This window comes from Ochrobactrum sp. PL_is501 (genome assembly GCF_055816895.1).
This window is the reverse complement of record NZ_JBVPGR010000040.1, coordinates 193132-215974: the sequence shown is the minus strand read 5'-3', so window position 1 is coordinate 215974 and position 22843 is coordinate 193132. Positions and strand designations below refer to the sequence as shown.

At 57.8% G+C, this 22843-nt stretch carries 20 protein-coding genes, 1 other RNA gene and 1 pseudogene; 15 read left to right on the top strand and 7 right to left on the bottom strand.

Going from position 1 to position 22843, the window contains the following annotated elements:
- Positions 1-274 precede the first annotated feature (274 nt).
- The 3 genes from ettA (at position 275) to AC0TOF_RS20535 (ending at position 4204) form a co-directional block, all read left to right on the top strand.
- Positions 275-1924 (top strand): energy-dependent translational throttle protein EttA, encoded by a 1650-nt coding sequence (ettA, locus tag AC0TOF_RS20545; protein WP_473769619.1) that lies wholly within the window; start codon positions 275-277, stop codon positions 1922-1924.
- Between the two features lie 510 nt (positions 1925-2434).
- Positions 2435-3775 (top strand): MFS family transporter, encoded by a 1341-nt coding sequence (locus AC0TOF_RS20540; RefSeq protein ID WP_473769618.1) that lies wholly within the window; start codon positions 2435-2437, stop codon positions 3773-3775.
- A gap of 123 nt (positions 3776-3898) precedes the next feature.
- Positions 3899-4204 (top strand): hypothetical protein, encoded by a 306-nt coding sequence (locus AC0TOF_RS20535; RefSeq protein ID WP_473769617.1) that lies wholly within the window; start codon positions 3899-3901, stop codon positions 4202-4204.
- Between the two features lie 21 nt (positions 4205-4225).
- Here AC0TOF_RS20535 and AC0TOF_RS20530 read toward each other — a convergent pair whose 3' ends face one another.
- Positions 4226-4549: a DUF2293 domain-containing protein gene (locus tag AC0TOF_RS20530; RefSeq protein WP_473769616.1), complete on the bottom strand. Its 324-nt coding sequence runs from the start codon at positions 4547-4549 to the stop codon at positions 4226-4228.
- Positions 4550-4779: 230 nt separating this feature from the next.
- Here AC0TOF_RS20530 and AC0TOF_RS20525 point away from each other — a divergent pair, with 230 nt between their 5' ends.
- Positions 4780-5796, top strand: coding sequence for an ArsR/SmtB family transcription factor (locus AC0TOF_RS20525; RefSeq protein WP_473769615.1), 1017 nt, complete (start codon positions 4780-4782; stop codon positions 5794-5796).
- Between the two features lie 106 nt (positions 5797-5902).
- A complete protein-coding gene (metF, locus tag AC0TOF_RS20520) occupies positions 5903-6814 on the top strand; it encodes a methylenetetrahydrofolate reductase [NAD(P)H] (RefSeq protein WP_473769614.1) in 912 nt (303 codons plus the stop codon).
- 556 nt (positions 6815-7370) lie between these two features.
- On the opposite strand, the gene AC0TOF_RS20515 is transcribed toward metF, so the two are convergent.
- The 5 genes from AC0TOF_RS20515 to AC0TOF_RS20495 form a co-directional block, all read right to left on the bottom strand.
- The gene (locus tag AC0TOF_RS20515) at positions 7371-8306 is read right to left on the bottom strand and encodes an AEC family transporter (protein WP_473769613.1); all 936 of its coding nucleotides are present in this window, start codon (positions 8304-8306) and stop codon (positions 7371-7373) included.
- 65 nt (positions 8307-8371) lie between these two features.
- Positions 8372-9607, bottom strand: a complete 1236-nt coding sequence (locus AC0TOF_RS20510; protein ID WP_122002710.1) for a lytic murein transglycosylase — start codon at positions 9605-9607, stop codon at positions 8372-8374.
- Between the two features lie 119 nt (positions 9608-9726).
- Entirely contained in the window at positions 9727-10560 is an 834-nt protein-coding gene (locus tag AC0TOF_RS20505) for a glycoside hydrolase family 25 protein (protein WP_122002711.1), read from the bottom strand.
- A gap of 85 nt (positions 10561-10645) precedes the next feature.
- Complete coding sequence (locus AC0TOF_RS20500; protein WP_473769612.1) at positions 10646-11338, bottom strand: class I SAM-dependent methyltransferase; 693 nt, start codon at positions 11336-11338, stop codon at positions 10646-10648.
- A gap of 1 nt (position 11339) precedes the next feature.
- Positions 11340-12575 (bottom strand): BtaA family protein, encoded by a 1236-nt coding sequence (locus tag AC0TOF_RS20495; protein ID WP_473769611.1) that lies wholly within the window; start codon positions 12573-12575, stop codon positions 11340-11342.
- Between the two features lie 351 nt (positions 12576-12926).
- Between AC0TOF_RS20495 and AC0TOF_RS20490 the strand changes: the two genes are divergently transcribed.
- From AC0TOF_RS20490 to AC0TOF_RS20460, 7 genes and pseudogenes are all read left to right on the top strand, one after another.
- Positions 12927-13127 (top strand): hypothetical protein, encoded by a 201-nt coding sequence (locus AC0TOF_RS20490; RefSeq protein WP_473769610.1) that lies wholly within the window; start codon positions 12927-12929, stop codon positions 13125-13127.
- 133 nt (positions 13128-13260) lie between these two features.
- Positions 13261-13679: pseudogene (locus AC0TOF_RS20485) on the top strand (hypothetical protein).
- Positions 13680-13839: 160 nt separating this feature from the next.
- The gene (locus AC0TOF_RS20480) at positions 13840-14550 is read left to right on the top strand and encodes a J domain-containing protein (RefSeq protein ID WP_122002716.1); all 711 of its coding nucleotides are present in this window, start codon (positions 13840-13842) and stop codon (positions 14548-14550) included.
- A complete protein-coding gene (locus AC0TOF_RS20475) occupies positions 14547-15353 on the top strand; it encodes an N-acetylmuramoyl-L-alanine amidase (protein ID WP_473769609.1) in 807 nt (268 codons plus the stop codon). Before AC0TOF_RS20480 ends, AC0TOF_RS20475 begins: the two co-directional genes overlap by 4 nt.
- Before the next feature lie 318 nt (positions 15354-15671).
- Positions 15672-16313 carry a transglycosylase SLT domain-containing protein gene (locus tag AC0TOF_RS20470; protein ID WP_122002718.1) on the top strand — a complete coding sequence of 214 codons (642 nt, stop codon included), beginning with the start codon at positions 15672-15674 and terminating at the stop codon, positions 16311-16313.
- Between the two features lie 153 nt (positions 16314-16466).
- An RNA gene (gene rnpB, locus AC0TOF_RS20465) (RNase P RNA component class A) lies at positions 16467-16894 on the top strand.
- 101 nt (positions 16895-16995) lie between these two features.
- Positions 16996-17745, top strand: a complete 750-nt coding sequence (locus tag AC0TOF_RS20460; protein WP_473769608.1) for an SDR family oxidoreductase — start codon at positions 16996-16998, stop codon at positions 17743-17745.
- 51 nt (positions 17746-17796) lie between these two features.
- Here AC0TOF_RS20460 and AC0TOF_RS20455 read toward each other — a convergent pair whose 3' ends face one another.
- Positions 17797-19167 (bottom strand): Nramp family divalent metal transporter, encoded by a 1371-nt coding sequence (locus AC0TOF_RS20455; RefSeq protein WP_473769839.1) that lies wholly within the window; start codon positions 19165-19167, stop codon positions 17797-17799.
- 394 nt (positions 19168-19561) lie between these two features.
- On the opposite strand from AC0TOF_RS20455, the gene rsmH reads away from it, so the two are divergent.
- The 3 genes from rsmH to AC0TOF_RS20440 are packed head-to-tail and all read left to right on the top strand — an operon-like array spanning position 19562 to position 22828.
- A complete protein-coding gene (gene rsmH, locus AC0TOF_RS20450) occupies positions 19562-20605 on the top strand; it encodes a 16S rRNA (cytosine(1402)-N(4))-methyltransferase RsmH (RefSeq protein WP_473769607.1) in 1044 nt (347 codons plus the stop codon).
- 4 nt (positions 20606-20609) lie between these two features.
- Positions 20610-21011 (top strand): cell division protein FtsL, encoded by a 402-nt coding sequence (ftsL, locus tag AC0TOF_RS20445; protein WP_122000411.1) that lies wholly within the window; start codon positions 20610-20612, stop codon positions 21009-21011.
- 2 nt (positions 21012-21013) lie between these two features.
- A complete protein-coding gene (locus tag AC0TOF_RS20440; RefSeq protein ID WP_122000412.1) occupies positions 21014-22828 on the top strand; it encodes a peptidoglycan D,D-transpeptidase FtsI family protein in 1815 nt (604 codons plus the stop codon).
- The last annotated feature ends 15 nt before the right edge of the window (positions 22829-22843 follow it).

Genomic DNA, 22843 nt, shown 5'->3' with positions numbered 1-22843 from the left:
AGAATTCACGTCATAACTTGCAGGCCGTCCGATGAAAGGGAGGAAACTTTCGCGGACGGTGGCCAGAGGGGAAACCGGGTGACGGAAATATCCGCGCCCGGTTTCATTATATGTGTTTCACAATCAGATACGGACTGGTGGTTCCGACCACTTCCAGTTCGCGGGTTGGCGTTTGCTTCCGGGGCATATTTGGCCTACATACGCGTCAGCAATTTCCGCGCGGTTCGCACGATCGGCGACCCGCGCTTCTCAACCTGCGGAGACGACGCGCTTTATGGCACGCCAGTTCATTTATCACATGTCCGGCCTCAACAAGGCCTATGGCAACAAGAAGATTCTGGAGAATATTCATCTCTCCTTCTACCCTGACGCCAAGATCGGCATTCTCGGCCCGAACGGCGCCGGTAAGTCGACCGTGCTCAAGATCATGGCCGGTCTCGACAAGGAATATACCGGCGAGGCGTGGCTCGCCGAAGGTGCTACCTGCGGTTATCTTCCGCAGGAGCCGGAGCTCGATCCGTCCAAGGATGTGCTCGGCAATGTGATGGAAGGCGTCGCCGACAAGAAGGCGATCATCGACCGTTACAACGAACTGATGATGAACTATTCCGACGAAACCGCCGACGAAGGCGCCAAGCTTCAGGATATCATCGACAGCCAGAACCTGTGGGATCTGGAAAGCCAGGTCGAGATGGCCATGGAAGCGTTGCGCTGCCCTCCGGGCGATGCGGACGTGACCAAGCTTTCGGGCGGTGAAAAGCGCCGCGTGGCGCTGTGCAAGCTGCTGCTTTCGAAGCCCGACCTGCTGCTTCTCGACGAACCGACCAACCATCTTGATGCCGAAACCACCGCATGGCTTGAAAAGTACCTGCGCGAATATCCCGGTTCCGTTCTGATCATCACCCACGACCGCTACTTCCTCGACAATGTGACGGGCTGGATTCTCGAACTCGACCGCGGTCGCGGTATTCCATACGAGGGCAACTATTCCGCCTATCTGGAAGCCAAGGCCAAGCGCATGGCGCAGGAAGGCCGCGAAGAAGCGGCTCGCGAAAAGGCGCTGTCGCGTGAACGCGAGTGGATTTCAGCAAGCCCCAAGGCGCGTCAGGCCAAGTCCAAGGCGCGTATCAAGGCCTATGACGAACTGGTCAGAAGCGCCGAAGAACGCCGTCCGGGCGATGCGCAGATCATCATTCCGGTGGGCGAGCGCCTTGGTCAGGTGGTTATCGAGGTCGAGAACATATCGAAAGGCTTTGGCGACCGCCTGCTGATCGACGATCTGAGCTTCAAACTGCCTGCGGGCGGCATTGTCGGCGTGATTGGCCCCAACGGCGCCGGTAAATCGACGCTCTTCAAGATGCTGACGGGTCAGGAACAGCCGGATAACGGATCGGTTCGCATCGGCGATACGGTTCATCTGTCCTATGTGGACCAGAGCCGCGACGCGCTTGACGCCAACAAGACTGTCTGGGAAGAGATTTCCGGCGGCAATGACGTCATCAAGCTCGGCAAGTTTGAAATGAACTCCCGCGCTTATTGCGGCGCGTTCAACTTCAAGGGCGGCGACCAGCAGCAGAAAGTCGGCAATCTTTCCGGGGGTCAACGCAATCGCGTTCACCTCGCCAAGATGCTGAAGTCTGGCGGCAATGTCTTGCTTCTCGACGAACCGACCAACGATCTTGATACGGAAACGCTCGGCGCGCTTGAAGATGCGCTGGAAAACTTCGCTGGCTGCGCCGTTATCATCAGCCACGATCGTATGTTCCTCGACCGTCTGGCAACGCATATCCTCGCATTCGAAGGCGATAGCCACGTCGAATGGTTCGAAGGCAACTTCGAGGACTATGAAGCCGACAAGATCCGTCGTCTCGGGCCGGATAGCGTCAACCCCAAGCGGGTTACCTACAAGCCGCTGACGCGGTGACTTATCAGGGCCGGTGCATTGCACCGGCCTTTTTGCTGGAAGAATGTTCATGAAGGAATGGTTGGCAAGCAATGCCTGAAGTTTAAGGATGAATGCAGTTGTTCGGTGCGCCTTATCTTGACGCCTACAGGCAGTGGGTTGCGTCGCATTATCTGTCTACATGCGATGGCAATCTATTGTTGCATTTCCCGCGAAATTTTATAGTTTTGCACATGCATTGATCGTATAGCTGCGGATATCTGCCTTCCATGTGATCGATGGCCGCCACGATGTATATTTTAGTCAGTTGTATTTTTATTATGTAATTCAATGCACTATGATAAAATGCAGAGAGGCTCGGTTCGGAAGGGCGATGCGTCCGGGTGTCAATGATTACATACATTAGATTTTACTTTTATCGTCCCGCGCCCTGGCGTTGCTCTTCTTGCGCAGCATTCTGGCAGGATGTTTTTTCCTGCTATGTTGCTGTGATTTGACAGGGGATGCCGGTATTTTTTGGAGTTTTTATATATGAATAATGCAATATCGCATATCGATGCGGATGGTTTGTTTGAAGCGCGGCAGGATGTGCATGATACACGGCGCCGCATCTCTGCAATTGTGGCCAGCGCCTCTGGCAATCTGGTTGAATGGTATGATTTCTATGTTTATTCTTTCAGTGCGCTTTATTTCGCACCACAGTTCTTCCCGGCTGAAGATCAGACAAGCCAGCTCCTGAATGCGGCGGCGATCTTTGCTGCCGGGTTCTTGATGCGCCCGGTCGGTGGTTGGCTGTTCGGTCGCATTGCCGACAGGCTTGGTCGCCGCACATCCATGCTGATTTCCGTCACTATGATGTGCTTTGGCTCTTTTGCTATCGCCATTCTGCCGACTTACGCATCGATCGGTGTTCTGGCGCCCGTCCTGCTTTTGCTCGTGCGCCTGTTGCAGGGCCTATCGGTTGGCGGTGAATATGGCACGATCGCAACCTATATGAGTGAGGTGGCGCCTGCCGGTCGTCGTGGTTTTTTCTCATCTTTCCAGTCTTCGACGCTGGCCTGTGGTCAGCTTCTGGCGGTTCTGGTCATTGTTTTGCTCCAGCTCTTTCTAACATCAGAGCAACTCCATGCCTGGGGCTGGCGCATTCCTTTTTTCCTCGGCGGTATGGCGGCGATTGTTGCGCTTTATCTACGGCGTGCGCTGCATGAAACCACCACGGAAGCGACACGCGGCAATAAGGCGGCAGGTTCTTTAGCCAATCTCTGGGCGAACCATTGCAAGGCATGTCTGGTTGTTGTCGGCTTTACAGCGGGTGGTTCGCTCGCCTTCTATACTTTCACCACCTATATGCAGAAATATTTGGTTAATACGGCTGGTATGAGCAACGAAGTTGCTAGTGAGGTCATGACCTTAGTGCTACTGGTTCATGTGCTGATGCAGCCTTTATTCGGCGCGCTTTCCGACAAAATTGGTCGCAAAGCCATGATGATAGGCTTTGGCGGTATATCGATTTTCACGACAATCCCCCTCCTGACACTCATCGGTTCGGTGCAGAGCCCGATCTGGGCCTTCGTCTATATCGTGATCGCGCTGGCAGTCGTCAGCATGTACACTTCAGTCGGCGGTATCGTGAAGGCGGAATTGTTTCCGGCGGAAGTACGGGCGCTGGGCGTCGGCTTTTCCTTCGCCATCGCTAACGCCATTTTTGGCGGTTCGGCGGAATATGTCGCTCTGTGGTTCAAGCAGCAGGGCATGGAAAGCGGCTTCTTCTGGTATGTGACGGTCATCATGGCGATTGTCTTCATCGTCAGTGTCTTCATGCCGGATCCACGCAAGCATGGCTATTTGCAGGGGGCAAGCTCAGTGAACTGAAGTCCTGCCAAATTTTTGCTGAAACTGTCCAAGCTCAGGATCATGATGATCCTGAGCTTGGATGCAGATGGCGGCCGCTTTTTCTGAATTGGTTATACTGTGTCAATTGAGGGCCTCATGATCATGAAACGTCTGCTGACTTTATTCACGCTGTTTTCATTGGCGCAACCGGCGCATGCGGTATTGGCGCCTGACATCGAGCGGGCTCGTGAAGTGGCCGCAGTGACGGAAGCCGTGCAAAAGAGGTTTCCCGGCCAGGCCATCAAGAGCGTTACTCCGCGCGAAGATTTTGGCACCTACGATGTTGTGGTCGGGCGGTGCAGGCTGAAAGCCGCAACCGTTACAATGCCAATGCCTGAGGGGCTGGTCGGCCCCAGGCGTTTCACGGTAAAACTTTCACGCGCAAAGTGCGGATCAGCCATACGATAAACCCGTTTCGCCTTAGCTGATTTATATCTGCATCGCCTCGTCGTCCTCCGGCGAGACGAGCCGGGTTGCGCGCCATTCCGTCAGCTTGGCATTGATCGCGTCCAGCACGAAGAAGCGCGCGGAATCCTTGTCATATCCTTCGTCCCGCAGCGCGTCGTAATCCGTATGGGTGTGGCGCACATGCGCAACGGTCGCCAGCCATACGGCAGTGGACGGCGGCAGCGTTTTCATGTGCGGGGCAAGTGCTGCGGCCCGAATAGGCTCGGAGTCCGAATAGGGGACAGCCGGAAGCAGAAGTGTCAGCGATTTGGCGATTGCCTTCTGGCGGTTGGTGCCTGCGCGCATTGCTTTCGTTCCGTTAGAGCGCATTCCGAAAAGCGGGAAACGGTTTTCGGAAAAAATGCGCGGTAAAATAAATAGTTAGAGCGCCGGTCTGATCCAGTCAGATCGAAACGCGCTCTATTGCGTGATCGCGAATCCCCTGTCGCAGCCATTGTGCATGAAAAGTTCTTGCGCCGAAATTGTTTTTCATATAAACATATCTTTATGTCTTTTATTCAGCTCGAGGGCAAGCGATGAGCGGTTTGCAGCTGCAACTCGATCAGATGGTGGATGTGTTGAAAGCGGTGGCAGAGCCAAGCCGCTTGCGCATTCTGGCGCTTTTGGCGCGGGGCGACCTGACCGTCTCCGACCTCACGACGATATTGGGTCAGTCGCAGCCGCGGGTTTCGCGTCATCTGAAGCTGCTGGCCGAAGCTGATCTCATCGATCGTTATCAGGAAGGCGCATGGGCCTATTTCCGTCTCGCCGACAATGCGATCAGCGGCGATCTCGCACGTGGTCTTTTGGCGCGTCTGGACAGTGCCGATGCGCTGGTTGAGCGCGACATGGAGCGGCTGTCACAGGTGAAGTCCAGCCGTCAGGAAAAGGCCGCCGCCTATTTCAGCGCCAATGCCGGAAGCTGGGATCAGATTCGCAGGCTGCATGTTTCCGAGGATGCGGTCGAGGTCGCGCTCAAGAAGATTGTCGGCGATAAGCCGTTTCAGGCCATGCTGGATGTTGGCACTGGAACAGGTCGCTTGCTGGAGCTTTTTGCGCCGCTTTACCTGCGCGGTGTCGGCATCGACATCAATCGCGACATGCTGGCCGTGGCGCGCGCCAATCTCGATCTGGCGGCCATCGGCAATGCCCAGGTTCGTCAGGGCGACGTCTATGCGCTGCCAGTCGAGCGCGAGAGTTTCGATCTGGTGACCATTCATCAGGTTCTGCACTTTCTCGATGACCCGCTGGCTGCGATCCGGGAGGGCGCGCGGGCCCTGCGCCCCAATGGACGGCTGCTGATCGTCGATTTTGCGCCGCACAGGCTTGAGTTTCTGCGCGAGGAACACGCCCATTTGCGGCTTGGTTTCAGCGATGAGCAGATGCTGGGCTGGATGAAGGATTCCGGTCTTGAGCCGGAGAAGACATTGGAACTGGAACCGAAGGCAGCCAATGGCGATGAGGGGCTGACAGTGAAGCTGTGGCTTGCTCGCGATCCGCGCCTTCTGATCGCCGATCCAGTGTCGAAAACGATAGAGCGCGTTTCGGCCTGATAACATTAGACAAAACGCGCTCTCAATATTTGTATTCACCGCATTTATGCGACGCCAAACTTTCCATTTGGCTGCAAAATGCTCCGAGCATGACGGAGACAGTTTGATGGGTTTTTATGGTCTTTCCCGCCGACCGGATGTCGGCCAGACCACCCGGGTATCGTTCGAATTCTTCCCGCCCAAGACGGAGGAAATGGAACAGCGTCTCTGGGATACGGTTACGCGGCTTGCCCCGTTGCAGCCGGAATTCGTTTCGGTGACCTATGGCGCCGGCGGCTCCACGCGGGAACGCACGGCGCGCACCGTAGCGCGCATTCTCAAGGAAACCGACGTCAAGCCCGCCGCGCATCTGACCTGTGTGGATGCGACGCGCGAGGAAGTCGACCGTGTGGTGCGTGAGTTCGCATCGCTTGGCGTCAATCGCTTCGTGGCGCTGCGCGGCGATCCGGCGGCGGGTATCGGCGAAAAATACGTGCCGACGCCGGGTGGCTACCAGAACGGCGCCGAGCTGGTTTCCGGCCTGCGCAATATTGCGGATTTCGACATTTCGGTCTCCGCCTATCCGGAAAAACACCCGGAAAGCCCGGATTTCGCGACCGATATCGATATGCTGAAGCGCAAGGTCGATAATGGGGCGACGCGCGCCATCACCCAGTTTTTCTTCGAGAACGACCTTTACGAACGTTATGTCGAGCGGGTTCGCCGTGCAGGCATCTATATCCCGATCGTTCCGGGCGTGCTGCCGGTGCACAACTTCAAGCAGGTCAAGAATTTTTGCGCGCGGTCGGCGACGCATATTCCAAGCTGGCTGGCGGAGCGCTTTGAGGGACTGGACAACGATCCGCAGACGCATCAGCTGGTGGCGGCGGCGATTGCCGCGGAACAGGTGATGGATCTGATCGAACGCGGCGTGCAGGATTTCCATTTCTACACGATGAATCGCGCCGATCTGCCCTTTGCGATCTGCCATATGATCGGGATAAGGCCGAAGGCCGAGGCGGCTCTGGAGGTTGCCTGAAATAAAGAAAGCCCGGCGATTTCGCCGGGCTTTCTCGCTTTCGTGCGGGTCGGCCTATCCTCAAAAACCGAAGCCGCCGTAATGGTTTAGGCTCAATCCCAGAGCATTTTCTGTTTTGATTAAAACATTAGAAATGCTCTATCGGTTTGCTTCCACGCATGTCTTTATCCCGAAACCGGTTCCCACTTTCGGGAGACATGCTCTAAGGAATGACGCCTGCTATCAACGCTGCAACAAATGCAAATGCCGCACAGATCATGAGGACATTCAAAGATCGCGTAAGTCCCATTGGTCTGTCTCCTTCATATGCGCCCGACGGAGCGGACGCGCGCTGGTAGGAAACCGGAATCTAAGCGCAAAACGCCTCGAACAAAAGAAGATTTCGTTCTGCAATCTGCCGTGATGGAGAAATAAACCTATCGTTTACCACCTAAACTATTGAAATATATAACCAGAAAAATTTATTCACATTTCATGAAAAAGACACCGAACTGCCACGTTTGGTACTGTTTTCGCCGCAGTTGCCACAGGTTTTTTGGCATGTTTTTTGTGGTTTTTAGCGAATTAGCGCCAGATATGCCGATAAAGTGAGGATAGATAGCACGGTCGAGTAGAGGATCACGTTGGAGGTTATCGCTGCCTCCCGACGATAATGTTCGGCCAGCATGAAGGGGCCGGTGCCGGTCGGAAGCGCTGCGAGGAGGGTTGCGCTTTGCGCGAGCAGGGGCGGCAGTCCGAATACATAGACCGCAAGCAGCCAGGTCGCGAGCGGCTGCACGATGAGCTTCACCGAAACGAGGAAGGCGATGGCATTGACGCTCTCGCGTTCGATCTTGCGCGGCTGGGCGAGGAACAGGCCAAGGGCGACAAGCGCGCAAGGGGAGGCGGCACCGCCGAGCATCTTGAGGAAGGTTTCTGCCGGGGCGGGGATGGTAAGTCCCAGAAAGGACACGACCGCGCCCAATGCCGGAGCGACAAGCAGCGGATTGCGGATCAGGGACCGCATGACCTTCCATATGAGACGGAGCGGTTTCTTTTCGGTTTGCAGGCCGATTTCGATCAGCACGATTGCGAAGGCGAAGGTAGCGCAGACGGTGATGATGATCGAAATGGTTGTCGCGGCCAGAACCCCCGACCCGAAGGCGATCATCGAAAGCGGGATGCCCATATAGCCGGTATTGGGATAGGCGGCGTTGAGGCCGTCGAGCGCGGTGTCCGACAGGGGCAGCTTTCCACGCAGCCGCACCAGGAACGGCAGGACGAAAGCAATGGCGCTCGAAAGCAGGAACACCGCAATGAAGCCGGGCTGCCAAAGCTCGCTGCCATTTGTGTTGGCCATGATGTCGAAGAGAAGGGCAGGCAGCGCCAGATAGACCACGAAGCGGTTCAGCTCCGCTATCGCATGAGCCCCGAGGATTTTCAGCTTGAAGGCACCCCAGCCGGAGAAAATCAGCGCAAAAACGGGAAGAACGACGATCAGCGTTGTCAGCATGGGGTGCATTTCATTTCAGGAAAGGAAAAGGCGCAGATTTTTTTGAAAACTGCGCCTTTGCGAGCTTAAAGCTTGTCGAGCAATTCCGGCGTCGGCCATGAATCGGCAGGCATTCCAAGGCGCATCTGTTCGGCGCGCACGGCATCGCGTGTGGCGACGCCGAAGACGCCATCAATCTTGCCCATTTCATAACCGCGCGCCTGAAGCTTGGTCTGGAGTTCCTTCAACTGATCCTGCGTCAGACCGGGAGCCGGATTGCCCGGATCGAAGGCAGGTGCGCCTGCCAGACGGGTCGCGAAATAGGCAGCCGTCGTGGCGTAGACGATGGATTTGTTCCATTCCACGAACACGTCGAAGTTCGGATAGGACAGGAAAGCGGGTCCCTTGCGGCCAAGCGGCAGCAAAAGCGACGCATCGCCATCATCCGCTCCAAGCGGACCGTTGAGCCCGGTCACGCCCTGTTCGGCCCACCAGGAATGCGGCTTGCGATTGGTGCGGATCGCTTCTTCCCAAGGCAGGTCCTTGGTGAGACGAACTTCCTCAAGCCAAGGCTGGCCGCGTTTCCAGCCGAGTTCCGAGATCATGCGACCGGCAGTCATCATGGCATCGGGAACGCTGTTCTTCAGATCGACCTTGCCATCGCCGTCGCCATCGACGCCGCGCTCAAGATAATCCTTCGGCAGAAGCTGCATCATGCCGATTTCGCCAGCCCATGCGCCGGTGGTCGCCGCATCGACAACGCCCTGATCGAAGAGCTTGAGAAGAGCGATCAGCTGCGGGCGGAACAGGTCCGGGCGGCGGCAGTCATAGGAAAGGGTGACAAGTGCGTTGAGCGTATCGAAATCGCCCTGGATCGCGCCGTAATCGGTTTCAAGACCCCAGAAGGCGGCAAGCACTGGCCCGGGAACACCATAGGTGTCCTCAACCTTCTTGAAGACATCGGCATATTTGACCAGATTGTCACGGCCCTTCTTCAGGCGCGCTTCCGAGATGAGGCGCTTGGAGAACTCGGTGAAGGTCAGATTGAAAACAGTCTGCTTGCGGTCGCGGTCGAGCACTTTCTGCTCAAGCATGGCCTTGTGCAGTTCGGCTATGCCCTTTTCGCCGACACCGGCGTCGCGGGCTTCCTTGGTCAGATTGTCCATCCACTGGCCGTAGTCGATTTCGCATTCCGGCTTTGGAAGGTTGACGGCGTTTTCGGTTGGCGTTGCCGCAGGCGCGGCAGAAGCAGCGGCCTGTGCACTGGACATGGTTGTCGACGCGAGCAGGGCGGCTGCGATAACTGAAGCAAAAAACTTCATTGGTAACTCACACTAATGATCGGGAGCAGGCGGCTCCCTTCCGAGGATTGTTTTGCTATTGCCCCAACAAGCCTCGGAAATGAAGCAAAACTTCGTGTGAACTGCCAAACCGGGCCGTGTTAGCGGACCTTGTTGCTTTCCAGCCACTTTTTCCACGTGTTGGCATCGCCAGCGAAGACATTGATGTCTGCGTCGCCCTTGATGCCGGGAATGGAGCCGGTGCCGGTATATTGCCAGAACGTCCACGGATGCGGACCATATTTCTCGTCCGGATGACCGGCAACGGAGCGCAGCCAGAACGGATAATCCGCCATCTGCCGCAGGTCGTTGTCATCGAAGAAATCGACCGTCGTGTAGATGATCGGGCGCTTGCCGTAATGCTTTTCCAGCGCTTGCAGGAAGATGCGCATTTCCTTGCGCACGACAGCCGCGTTGGGGCGCAGCTTGCAGGTCGGCGATTGCGGGTTCCATTCCATGTCGAGAACGGGGGGAAGCGCGCCGGGGTCACGCGGCACGTTCTGGATATACCAGCGCGCCTGCTCGATCGCCGGGCGGCAGAAATAATAGAAGTGATAGGCACTGCGTGCGATGCCTGCCTGACGGGCGCCGTTCCAGTGTTCCTGAAACCGGTCATCGACACGGTCGCCGCCTTCGGTCGCCTTGATGAAGGCGAAGGAAATGCCGCTGGCGCGAACGGCGCTCCAGTCAATATTGGTCTGATATTTGGAAACGTCCGTGCCGTGGATCGGATAGTGCCACGGTGTCTTGCCTGTCCAGTCATGCGGGTCGCGATCACCGAAACGCGGTGCCTTCACAGAGCCCGATGGCGGTGGAATCCGGGCGACCGAACCACCTGATTTCTTTACGTCGGAAAAGTCGTAGTCCACCGTCGTGCAGGCGGAAAGGAACAAAGCGCCGAGGGCGAGAATGCTGCAGCAGGCCAGACGGTTCATAGAGTGGTTCCGTGTCGCGAATCAGTCCTCTAACGGTTACGCGATCCGGAGCCGGACGTCACCAGTCTGGCGGGCAAGTTTGCCGCTAATCTATTGGAGCGGTCGGCATTGCCGAACGAATGACCGCTATCCAGGCAAAACCGCGATACAGAATGCGCTTTTCAACGGTGGCGCTGCGCTCCTGGGCGAGCTGTTCGCAAACCGCAAACAGGTCGCTGCGCGGCGTGACATGAAACCATTCCAGCCATTTGAACAGCGCTTTTCCAAACCAGCGCGGCAGGCGGGCCTGATCGCCAAAATCGACGATATGCAGTTCGCCGCCTGCATTGAGGTGCCGGATGCTTTCACGGATGACCGACTGCCATTGCGGGATCATCGACACGGCATAGGAAATGAAAATCCGGTCAAAGCCCGATTGTCCGAACAATCGCTCGGGATCGAATTGCGCGGCATCGGCACGCTCAAGCCGGACGCGGCTTTCGATACCGGCGCGCTCCGCAGCCCGGCGGGCCGTATCCAGCATTTCGGCGGAAATATCGATGCCGAACAGTTTGGCGTCTGGATAATGTTCGGCAGCTTTCACCAGATTGCGGCCTGTGCCGCAGCCAATCTCCAGAACCGTGCCGTTTTCGGGAACGGCCAGCCCCGCGACCATCGGATCGCGGCCCAGAAGGTAATATTTGCGGGTGGCATCGTAGAAGTGCCGCTGACGGCGGTAGACCCGATCCATGAGGTTGGCGTGGTCGATACCCTGAACGCTCCATGGGCTACGCAGCATGTCAGGCGTCCTTCAAGATATAGAGGTGGAAGCCGCCATAAATCGACGAGCGGTCCCGCTCATGCAGGGCGCGGGACTCATCCGCCTGATATGCCCAGCGACCCAGTATCTCTGGCGCCACCCGTCCGGGAAGCAGGCTCGGTTCGGCGGCGGTGCGGAAGATGACGCGGGCATTGGGCGCGGCCGTGCGGGTGATTTCGCTCCACAGCGCGTTGAGCTGCTCGTCATTCATCCAGTCCTGCGCGTCGAGCAGAATATAGCGGTCGACGGAAGCGGCGGGCTTGGCCGCGAGAAAGTCGGTATAGCTCGCGTTTTGCACCGTCATGCGATCAGCGCGGGCGCGCACCGTTTCGAAATTGCCGCGCGATAGATAAGGCGGAAGCGGCCCGGTCTCTTCATCGCCGCCATAGCCGCGCCCAAAGGCCTGCCAGGCGAAATAATTATCGGCGAGGGGAAAACCGCAGGCGAGTTTTTCAAGGCGGCTGCGCAGAACAAGCGCCATGTCGCCATTTCCGGCGGTGGCAAGGGCGTCATATTGCTGTGGCGGTATGCCGAGCCCGAACAGGGAGGATTTGCGGGCTGTGGCCCATCGCACCATGCGTTTTTCAAAAAGCGGCGCCAGCGCTGTGTCGAAGAAGCTGCGCTGCTCTTCCATCGTGCGCGCCTTCAAGATGTCGCGCGGATCGATCCCATAGAGCCGCGCCACGCGGTGCCCCATGCCGATAAAGACGCCAAGCAAGCCGTGGCGATAGAGGTTGCGCCAGAAAATGGAAATGCGCTGGCGGCCGTTCCATTTGCGCTTTTCCCAATAGGCGCGGCTTTCGCTGTCGAGATGCGGGCGGATAAAGCGCTTGTAGGCGGCAAGATTGGTCTTGTCGTCGGCCTTGCCGTAGAAGCGGTAGAAAGCGTTGTAATCGGGCAGGTTTTTGATGGCAGCGAGCTTAAGCCGGTTGAACGCGACATGCGCACGATTGAGATCCACCGCCTCGACGCATGCCGGATCGGCGGTCAGATAGGACATGGCATTGCACCCGCCGGAAGCGATGGTGACGATGCGGTGGCCCGGCTCGATGGCGAGCGCGGCCATATCGACTTCCGGGTCTTCCCAGATTTGCGGATAGACCAGCCCCTTGAACAGCCAGGCGAACAATCTTTCGGAAAAGCCTGCGCGCGAGAGAGCGTTGTTTTGTGTCACAGCACGTTTGAGAATTGTGCCGCCTGCTGCACTGTCAGTCATCAAGAGTTCCCCTGAACACGAATCCCGGCTTCGGTTTTGCGAAGTTAAACATCGTCCAATGACAGGCGCGTGACGAAATAATTGCGGGCTTATAAACAGGGGAAATTGGGCTACTGCTCTGTAATACTATCGCTTTATTACGTTCGGTAAGACTATTTGAGAGAACTTTTTCGCGCTGTTGCCGTTTTTCCGTGTGAAGGTCCGACTCGACAGGGCTTCTGTGTCGATAAGCGACCGTAAAGGTGATTGGCCGGCAAACCGGCCACGCACGGAGAACAGAGAGGCGTTTGGCAAGCTTGCCAGTGATGCCTGAAACCAGGCCAAGAGCCTAACCTAGGAAGGAGAGCCTAAGTGAAGAAGTTTCTGATTGCTTCTGTTGCCGCCGTATCGCTTCTCGGTCTTGCAGCTTGCAACGACAAGAAAGACGACACGACCAACGCGCCTGCACCATCCGCGCCGACAGCGCCAGCGCCTTCGAATAATGACACGACGCCAGCCCCGACCACGCCGGCACCATCGACGCCGGGTACAGGGACCGCACCTTCCAACTAAGGGTGCGAAGTTGTGACTGCTTTGCAGGCGGGTGGCGATCCGGTGTCGGATCGCCATTCGTGCTTGACGGCTTCGGCCGGTTTCGGATTTGACATGAGCGTTAAGGCAACCATAGTGGGAAAAGACGCGCACTCTGCGTTTTCCGTGTTTCAACGCAGGCTCGGTTCGGTTATGGCTTTTGTCATGAACCGTAACTTTCTGTTTTTCATCTCTGCGATTGTGCTTGTTGCGCTTGCTGCTTGCGGCAAGGGAAGTGACGATACTGCTGCCACGACCAAGGGCGGCGAACAGGACGCCGCTGCCATATCGCAGCCTGCGAAACCGGCAGAAAACACAGGCACGGAAAAAGGTCCCGATCTGGTCAAGTCGCTTCGCGAGAGTTCAGGCGTGGTAACGCCGGAAGAAAAAGCCGCTGCCATCGAACGGGCACGCGCTAACGCGGTTGCAGCTGCGCAGTCCGTAGGGCAGACGGATGAGCAGGCACAGGCGGCAGGGGAGGCTGCGGCTGCTGTCGCACAGCGCTCTTTCAATGAGCGCGAGCCCCAGCAATAATGTGAGAGCCTGTTCCGAAATCACCATTTTCGCCGCGGCCCGCCGCTTTTTGATTCAGGCTCCAAGCCTGCGGCGCGGTATTCTTTCTAAATATTTGTTTTTTCGACTTTCGCTCGTGCGGGCGGTTTTCAGTTCATTTGGAATTCTATAGAAAAGTCCCATGTCGATTTGGGTTCGCATTGGTGAGTTTGTCACGTCCGTGGCGTCGAATGCCATTACTGGCGTTATCGAAGCCGTGCGCACCGTTTTTGAAGGCGATGCTGACACGCGCCGCCGGGTGGCATTCTCCATCGCGATGATCGCGCTTTCCGCCAAGATGGCCAAGGCCGACGGGGTCGTCACCCAGGATGAAATCCGCGCCTTTCAGGACATATTTGCCGTGCCGAAGGAAGAGACGGCGCATGTCGCACGGCTCTACGATCTCGCCAAGCAGGATGTCGCGGGCTACGAAACCTATGCGCGTCAGCTTGCAGGATTGTGCAGCGAAGGGCAGACCGACTGCCATTTGCTGGAAGACATCCTCGACGGGCTTTTCCATATCGCCACCGCCGATGGCTATGTGCACGAAAAGGAAATGGCCTTTCTTGCAGGCGTGGCGGATATCTTCGGCTACGATGAGGTTGCTTTCGACCGCATCGCGATCAGGCATGTCCAGCGCGGCGCTGACGATCCCTACGCTATTCTGGGACTGGAGCGCGGCGTTTCCTTCGAAATGGCCCGCAAGCGTTATCGTGCGCTGGTCAAGGAGCATCACCCGGACCGGCTGGTGGCGGAAGGCTTGCCGCTCGAATTCATAACTATTGCCAACAGGCGTCTTGCGGCGATAAACGCCGCCTGGGCGAGTATCGAGAAGAATCTGGAGGCTGCATGAGCGGCGCGCGCGAAATCGAGAGCGAATTGTTGGAGGAGCTGGCGCTTGTCCAGCCCGATTTCGCCGGGGCAACGCTGGACCCGTCGCCCAATTTCGGTCCTCGCCGCGACGGCAAGGTGCCCGCCTTTCTGATCCTCCACTATACAGGTCTGGCAACCGCCGAAGAGGCGGTGCAGGTTCTGAAGTCGCCCGAGATGGAGGTTTCCGCCCATTATCTCGTCCATGAAGACGGGCGGATCGTGCAGATGGTATTGGAAAAGGCGCGGGCCTGGCATGCAGGCAAGAGCTTCTGGAAGGGCGAAACGGACATCAATTCGGCTTCCATCGGCATCGAAATCGTCAATCCGGGCAATCTGGAAGATTATCCGCCGTTCAAGGATGCGCAGATCGAGGCGGTCATCCGCCTTTGCCGCGATCTATGCGAGCGCCATGCCATCAAGCCGGAGAACGTGCTGGCCCATTCGGACATTGCTCCGGCGCGCAAGACCGATCCCGGCCATAATTTTCCGTGGAAACGGCTTCATGAGGCAGGCATCGGCCATTATATCGAGCCGACGCCGATCCCGGGCGGGCGCTTTCTGGCACGCGGAGAACAGGGCCAGCCGGTCGAGGCCTTGCAGTCCATGCTCGCACTTTACGGCTACGGAATTGCCATCACAGGTGTCTTCGATGAGGACACGGAGATCGTGATTAAGGCCTTCCAGCGCCATTTTCGGCCACAGAATGTGGACGGCGTGGCCGATGTTTCTACCATAGATACCCTCTACAGGCTGATTTTTTCCCTGCAAAATGTTACCGCCTGACACCACGCGGTCGACCTGTTCCTCCATGGGGCGGTATTTCATATTTCTGTAATGTTTTCATAAAAATAGACCGATCCAGTCCCGTCGCAGAGGGATTGCGATGGCGGTTCGCTGTGGTCGCGCATGAATCGCTAATGTTGCAACCTGTAAGACTATTTTACTTTTGCAACCAATCTTCAGCTGCATTTGCCCGCCAATTCATTCGGCAATCCCAGCGGTCACAGGCCTGACACGGCTATATCGGGCGGGATAAAAAAACAGGATCGTCTCCCCCAAGACAGGCGGTCTGACAAAAGAAACGTTCCAAGACGGTAGGTTATGAAAATTAAATTTGTTGTTGTTAGCGCCCTTGTCGGCGCGATGAGTTCGTTTGGCCTGAATCCGGCGCTGAGTGCCCCATCAACCGAACCGACCAACCTCGCAGCTCTCCTCAAGGCACGCCAGCAGAACAAGACTGCCCAGGCGGAAAAGCCAACCACAGCGCCCAAGAAGGCATCGGTCGTCAGCCGCCGTGCGGCCCCGACCATGAAGGGTTCCACCAGCAAGCGTTCGCAGTCGAAAGACACGACCGCCCGCAGCGCCAAGGGCGGCGCCTACTCCACCATCATCAACCGTTATGCATCGACCTATGGCGTGCCTTCCGCGCTTGCCCATGCGGTTGTGCGTCACGAAAGCAATTTCCAGCCGAATGTGCGCGGCAAGGCCGGTGAAATCGGCCTGATGCAGATCAAGCTCTCGACCGCACGCAGCCTCGGCTACACAGGTTCCGCCAAGGGCCTCTACGAGCCGTCCACGAACATCCAGTTCGGCATGAAGTATCTTGCCATGGCGCAGAAGCTCGGCGGCGGAAGCACCTGCGGCACGATCCTGAAATACAATGCCGGCCACGGTGCCACGCGCATGAACCCGACCTCTGCGAAGTATTGCAGCTCGGTCAAGGCCTATATGCGCGCGCTCTAACAAATTTACGCCAGCGGCCGCGTAGCGTACAGGCCGCCTGACGTGAACGGGAAGCCGACGGCGGAGACGCTGTCGGCTTTTCTGTTTGGACCGTATGCATATTTTTGCGGAATCCGGTTTCACTGTTTCGCTATCGTTGCTATATGCGCGCTGTCAGTCGGTCGGGCAGCCGCGCCTGTCATATGCCGAAAGGCGGCAGGTGAGGAAAGTCCGGGCTCCATGGAAACACGATGCCGGGTAACGCCCGGCGGGGGCGACCCCAGGGATAGTGCCACAGAAAGCAGACCGCCCCGTCTTCCGTACCGTTGCGTGACGTAACGGCAGGGGTGACGGGGTAAGGGTGAAAGGGTGGGGTAAGAGCCCACCGCGTCTGCAGCAATGCAGGCGGCACGGTAAACCCCATCGGGAGCAAAACCGAATAGGGACGGCGCGTCGGCTCGCAAGGGCCGGCAATCGGTTTCCGGATCAGCCGTCCGGGTGGGTTGCACGAGGCGGGTGGCGACATCCGTCCCAGATGAATGGCTGCCACGTCGGGCGCAAGCCCGGCCATACAGAACCCGGCTTACAGACCGGCTGACATTTTTTCTCAAGAGGCGGTTTCCATATTCCAGCGCAAGAAACGGATAGTTGCGTTGCGACCGCGCCTCTAATCGGGATCTCCACGAAATCATGGAGGTTCACTATGACCAGCTTGAAAGACAAGGTTGCAATCATTACCGGCGCATCGTCCGGGATAGGACGTGCGGCCGCATTGCTCTTCGCAAGGGAAGGCGCGTCGCTCGTGCTGAACGCGCGGGGACTTGCGGGTCTTGAGCGCGTTGCGGAAGAGATCGCGGCCTTTGGCGGACAGGCGCATTGTGTTGCAGGCGACGTGTCGGACGCACAGACCCACGCGGCGCTGGCGGCGGCAGCGAAGGATAAATTCGGCGGGCTGGATATCGCAATCAACAATGCCGGAACGGTCGGTCCCATCGCGCCGTTGGCCGAAATTGCGCCCGCCGATTGGCAAACGGTCCTGTCAGGAAACCTGACCTCGGCGTTTCTGGGCGCCAGATCGCAAATCCCATTGATGCTCGAAAGAGGCGGCGGATCGATTGTCTTCACTTCCACATTTGTCGGCACCAGCGTCGGCATTCCCGGCATGTCGGTTTACGGAACCTCGAAAGCCGCTCTCATGGGGCTGGTGAAAGGCATAACCGCCGATTATGGCGCGCGTGGAATAAGGGCAAATGCGCTTTTGCCGGGCGGCGTCGATACGCCGATGGGTGGAGACGAAAAGCAGAAGGAATGGGCGGCTGGGCTGCATGCGCTGAAGCGGATTGCGCAGCCGGAGGAAATCGCGCAGGCCGCGCTGTTTCTGGCAGGCCCCATGTCGAGTTTCGTCGCGGGTTCAGCACTTTATGCCGATGGCGGCAATGCCGCTGTGAAGTAAAGAAAGGGCGGCTCTGCAACGCAAAGCCGCCTTTTTGAAGTGCTTCGGGCCTTAGATAGGCACGCCGGTCAGGAAGTCGTAAATCAGCTTCATGTTCAAAACGACGATGATTGCGGCGGTGATGGCGGCAAGCAGCGTCACCCAGCGTGGTGCGACCAGCGATCCCATCTTCTTTTTCTCCGCCGTGAATATGACGAGCGGAATGACCGCAAAGGGTAGTTGCAGGCTCAACACGACCTGAGACAGGATAAGAAGCTCGGTTGTTCCCCGAGAGCCGTACATGACCGTCACCACAGCAGCCGGAACGATGGCCACGAAGCGGGTGATTGCACGGCGCAGCCAAGGCTTCAGGCGAATATCGATGAAGCCTTCCATGACGATCTGTCCGGCCATGGTTGCGGTGATGGTCGAGTTGAGGCCGCAGCACAGAAGCGCAATGGCGAAAAGCGTTGGTGCGAGGGCCGACCCAAGCAGGGGGTTCAGCAGGGCGTGTGCCTTGTCCAGATCTTCGACAGTTGTATTTCCCGTGGCGTTGAAACTCGCAGCCGCCAGGATCAGGATCGACGCATTGACCAGAAGCGCGAAAGTCAGGGCAATCGTGGAATCCCACGTTGCAAAGCGGATCGCTTCGCGCTTTTCAGGCGTGGTATGGCCGTAATCGCGTGTCTGGATGATGCCCGAATGCAGATAGAGATTATGCGGCATGACCGTCGCGCCGATGATGCCAAGCGCAATATAGAGCATGTCCGGGTTGCGGATTATTTCGGTGGTAGGCGCAAAGCCTCTGATGACCTCGCCCCATTGCGGCTGCGCCATCAAAATCTGAATGAGGAAGCAGAGCGCAATCACGCCGAGAAGCGTTATGATCAGCGCCTCGACGCGGCGGAAACCCTTGTTCTGGAGATAAAGGACCAGCAGCACGTCGGCGGCTGTGATGATGACACCGATTTCAAGTGGAATGCCGAACAGCAGGTTGAGGCCGATTGCCGTGCCGATGACTTCAGCAAGGTCGGTGGCACAGATTGCAAGTTCGGCCAGAAGCCAGAGCGGCCAGGCGAGAAAGCGCGGATAGGCATCGCGGCAGGCCTGCGCCAGATCGCGCCCCGTCGCGACTGCAAGACGGGCGCACAGGGCTTGCAGCAGCACGGCCATCAAATTGGACAGCAGAACAACGGATAGCAGCGTGTAACCGAAACGGGAGCCGCCAGCGAGCGAGGTGGCCCAGTTGCCCGGGTCCATATAGCCGACGGCTACGAGATAGCCGGGGCCGAAGAAGGACAATGCGCGACGGAACTTCGAGCCAGAACGATTGACCCTGATTGACCGGTGGACATCGGACATGGATGCCTCGCCGCGATCACGGCGCCAGCCTTCGAATGTAATTTCGCCGCCGCCGGACGAATTTTCCCCATATGGAGCCATCATAAATGCCTTGATAATTTAATGCAGTTGCAAACCATTTGCATTAAATACGACAGGGACGGAGAGACGTCAACCGGGAATAGGGGAATAGGGGAATAGGGGAATAGGGTGCGTGTCCCGGATGGGCGTGGCAAGAAAAATATTTGCCATGCTTTAAAATAATGATCCTCTTCCCTTACTCCCTTACTCCCTTACTCCCTTACTCCCGCCAAAGGATAACGCTTCATTAAGCTTAATATCCGATAACTGACGAACGAATCCGTCATGCCCTCAAGTCGACGGCAAATGGGCGGAATCCAAAGGCAACACTCAGGCATGTCTCCCGAAAGCGGGAAAATGCTCTCAAGCGCAGCGCGCTTTAGATAACGGGCCGCGTACCCGGGAAAGGATCGGAATGATGGCAAGCCTCGGCGGAGACAATTCTCAAGCCGGTGGGGCTGAAGTCCGTCACGTTCCGGTGCTGATTGCCGAAGTGATCGATGCCCTGAAGCCTGCAACTGGCGCGGTGATCGTCGATGGGACATTCGGCGCCGGTGGTTATACGCGCCGCATACTCGAAGCGGGAGCGGACGTGATCGCAATTGACCGCGATCCGACCGCAATCGAAGCGGGGCGGGCGATGGAAAAGCAGTTTCCGGGCAGGCTCAATCTGGTCGAGTCCCGGTTCTCTGCTCTGGATGAAGCGGTTTCAAAGGTTAAGGGAGCAGGCAGCAAGGTGGACGGCGTTGTGCTCGATATTGGCGTGTCATCGATGCAGATCGATGAGGCCGAGCGCGGCTTTTCCTTCCAGAAGGACGGCCCGCTCGACATGCGCATGTCGAAAAAGGGCCCAAGTGCTGCCGATGTGGTCAACCGTCTCAAGACCGGTGATCTTGCCCGCATCTTCAATTTTCTTGGCGAGGAACGTCATGCGGGCCGCATCGCGCGCATGATCGACAAGCGCCGCACGGCGCAGCCTTTCACGCGCACGCTCGATCTTGCCAATGCCATCGAAACGCTGGTGGGCCGCAATCCAAAGGATCGCATTCACCCCGCGACGCGCGTGTTTCAGGCGTTGCGCGTCTATGTGAACGATGAACTGGGCGAACTGGCGCGGGCACTGCTTGCTGCCGAACGTATCCTGAAGCCGGGCGGACGGCTGGTTGTCGTGACGTTCCATTCGCTCGAAGACCGCATGGTGAAACGCTACTTCGCGGACCGCGCGGGCGGCAGCGCCGGATCGCGCCATTTGCCGGAAACGCATGTCCGCCTGCCGAGCTTCACGCCTGCGGTCAAGGGCGCTGTCGGCCCGACGGCTGAGGAAGAAGAATGCAATCCGCGTGCGCGCTCGGCGAAGCTGCGCGCAGGAATCAGGACGGAAAATCCGCCACTGGAAGACGATCTTTCGCTTTTCGGACTGCCCAAGCTGCCCGAGACGAACGAACTGGCCCGGAGTTGAACGAGTGCTGCGTACTTTCGACATCATCATGATAGCGGCGATGCTGGTGGCGGCGACCGTCACCTACACGATCAAATATGACGCGGAAAAGCAGATCGCAGTCATCGCCAAGCTGAAGCGGCAGATCGATTCCGAGAAGGACACGATCACGCTCCTGCGCGCCGACTGGGCATTGATGAACCAGCCTGGCCGCTTGCAGAGCCTCGTCGGTGTCTACGAAAAGGAACTCAATCTCCAGCCGATCGAAGCGGAACAGCTTGTGCTGAGCGTCAATGAAATTCCGGAACGTCCGGTCGATGATATCCAGAAGATCATCTCCGGCAGCGACGAACTGCTCGCAAGCGGCGTGCTCGACAAGGATGCCATCACGACCGGCAGCGTCAAGAAAAGCGGGGCGAAGCACTGATCATGCGGCTGAGACCTTTCAGAAAAAAGAACATGCAGGCAGGTGACGGTGTTGAGCCGGTTGGCGATGAAAAGCTGGCCGGCAACATGGCGTTTGTCGGCTCGCGCAAGAAGCACGGCAACCGCGCGCGCAATCGCCTCTGGATGGCCATTGCCTGTTTTGTCGGCATCTACGGCGTCATTGGCGGAAAGCTCGTCTATTTCGGTGTCATCGGCGGCGAAAACGAGGATAATGCAGGACCGGCTGTCCAGCAGCTCGCATCGCGCCCGGATATCCTTGACCGCAACGGCGAAATTCTGGCGACTGACATCAAGACGGCCTCACTCTATGCCGAGCCGCGCAAGATCGTCGATCCCGACGAAACCATCGAAATGCTGTCCACCGTGCTGCCGGATCTCGATTGGGAAGCGACATACAAGCGCCTGAAAAGCGGTGCAGGCTTCGTCTGGGTCAAGCGCGGCTTGACCCCGAGACAGCAGAGCCAGATCATGGCGCTCGGCGTGCCGGGCATCGGCTTCCGCACGGAAAAGCGCCGCTTCTATCCGGGCGGCCCGACTGCATCGCACATCCTCGGTCTCGTCAATGTCGACAATCAGGGCATTGCCGGAATGGAGAAATATATCGACAGCCAGGGCCTGACCGACCTGCGTTCCGTCGGCCTTGCGACCGGCCAGTCGCTGGAGCCGGTGCGCCTGTCGATCGATATTCGCGTGCAGCACATCATGCGCGACGTGCTGGTCAAGGCCATGGAACGCTACCGGGCGATTGCCGCCGGTGCCGTTGTGCTGAACGTCAAGACCGGCGAAGTGATCGCCATGGCATCGGTGCCGGATTTCGATCCGAACAATCCGGTCCATGCGCTGGACAAGGATCGCCTCAACCGCATGTCGGCAGGCACCTATGAAATGGGCTCGACCATCAAGAGCTTTACCACGGCGATGGCGCTCGATTCCGGCAAGTTCAACCTGAACTCGCGCCTTGATGCGTCGCGTCCGCTGGTGTTTGGCCGTCAGACGATCCGCGACTTCCACGGCAAGGGCCGTGTGCTGACGCTGCCGGAAGTCTTCATCTTTTCGTCCAATATCGGTTCGGGCCGCGAGGCCGATGCCGTCGGCATTGAAGGTCACCGCGCCTTCCTGAAAAAGATCGGCCTCCTCGACCGCTTGCAGACGGAGCTGCCCGAAGTGGCGCGCCCTGTCGAGCCGCGTGTGTGGAAGAAGGTTCATTCGATGACCATTTCGTTCGGTCACGGCATGATGACGACGCCGTTGCAGACGGCGGTTGGCGCTGCGGCGCTGATGAACGGCGGCAAGCTGATGCCGCCGACATTCCTGACGCGCACGCAGGCCGAGGCCGATCGAGTGGCCAAGCAGATCATCCATCCACAGGTTTCTGCGGATATGCGCTACCTCTATCGCCTGAATGCGACCGCCCAGGGCGGCTCGGGCAAGCGCGCCACGGTTCCGGGCTACCGCGTCGGCGGCAAAACCGGCACGGCGGAAAAGGTGGTGCATGGCCGCTATTCCAAGGATGTGCGCTTCAATGCTTTTCTGGCGTCATTTCCGATGGATGACCCGACCTATGTCGTGCTGACCATCATCGACGAACCGAAGCCGGAAGAGGGCAAGTTCAGCGCAACCGCAGGTCTCAACGCAGCGCCGATGGTTTCGGAGATCATCCGCCGGTCCGCTTCGTTCCTCGGTGTGAAGCCCGATTTCCAACTCGAAGCCCAGCCAGCAATGGTTAGCAATTTAAGCGGCAAGCCTGATTTTCAACAGGATGTGCCGCCAGCAATGGTTTCCAACGAATACGACTGATTCGCATAAAACAGC

Excerpts from the sequence above, each read along its gene's own strand:
- AC0TOF_RS20540 (WP_473769618.1), top strand. The coding sequence starts at position 2,435 with ATGAATAATGCAATATCGCATATCGATGCGGATGGTTTGTTTGAAGCG.
- AC0TOF_RS20535 (WP_473769617.1), top strand. The coding sequence starts at position 3,899 with ATGAAACGTCTGCTGACTTTATTCACGCTGTTTTCATTGGCGCAACCG.
- AC0TOF_RS20440 (WP_122000412.1), top strand. The coding sequence starts at position 21,014 with ATGCGGCTGAGACCTTTCAGAAAAAAGAACATGCAGGCAGGTGACGGT.
- ettA (WP_473769619.1), top strand. The coding sequence starts at position 275 with ATGGCACGCCAGTTCATTTATCACATGTCCGGCCTCAACAAGGCCTAT.
- AC0TOF_RS20505 (WP_122002711.1), bottom strand. The coding sequence starts at position 10,560 with ATGAACCGTCTGGCCTGCTGCAGCATTCTCGCCCTCGGCGCTTTGTTC.
- rsmH (WP_473769607.1), top strand. The coding sequence starts at position 19,562 with ATGATGGCAAGCCTCGGCGGAGACAATTCTCAAGCCGGTGGGGCTGAA.
- AC0TOF_RS20495 (WP_473769611.1), bottom strand. The coding sequence starts at position 12,575 with ATGACTGACAGTGCAGCAGGCGGCACAATTCTCAAACGTGCTGTGACA.
- AC0TOF_RS20525 (WP_473769615.1), top strand. The coding sequence starts at position 4,780 with ATGAGCGGTTTGCAGCTGCAACTCGATCAGATGGTGGATGTGTTGAAA.
- AC0TOF_RS20510 (WP_122002710.1), bottom strand. The coding sequence starts at position 9,607 with ATGAAGTTTTTTGCTTCAGTTATCGCAGCCGCCCTGCTCGCGTCGACA.
- AC0TOF_RS20460 (WP_473769608.1), top strand. The coding sequence starts at position 16,996 with ATGACCAGCTTGAAAGACAAGGTTGCAATCATTACCGGCGCATCGTCC.
- AC0TOF_RS20500 (WP_473769612.1), bottom strand. The coding sequence starts at position 11,338 with ATGCTGCGTAGCCCATGGAGCGTTCAGGGTATCGACCACGCCAACCTC.
- AC0TOF_RS20470 (WP_122002718.1), top strand. The coding sequence starts at position 15,672 with ATGAAAATTAAATTTGTTGTTGTTAGCGCCCTTGTCGGCGCGATGAGT.
- AC0TOF_RS20530 (WP_473769616.1), bottom strand. The coding sequence starts at position 4,549 with ATGCGCGCAGGCACCAACCGCCAGAAGGCAATCGCCAAATCGCTGACA.
- AC0TOF_RS20515 (WP_473769613.1), bottom strand. The coding sequence starts at position 8,306 with ATGCTGACAACGCTGATCGTCGTTCTTCCCGTTTTTGCGCTGATTTTC.
- AC0TOF_RS20475 (WP_473769609.1), top strand. The coding sequence starts at position 14,547 with ATGAGCGGCGCGCGCGAAATCGAGAGCGAATTGTTGGAGGAGCTGGCG.
- AC0TOF_RS20480 (WP_122002716.1), top strand. The coding sequence starts at position 13,840 with ATGTCGATTTGGGTTCGCATTGGTGAGTTTGTCACGTCCGTGGCGTCG.
- metF (WP_473769614.1), top strand. The coding sequence starts at position 5,903 with ATGGGTTTTTATGGTCTTTCCCGCCGACCGGATGTCGGCCAGACCACC.
- AC0TOF_RS20455 (WP_473769839.1), bottom strand. The coding sequence starts at position 19,167 with ATGGCTCCATATGGGGAAAATTCGTCCGGCGGCGGCGAAATTACATTC.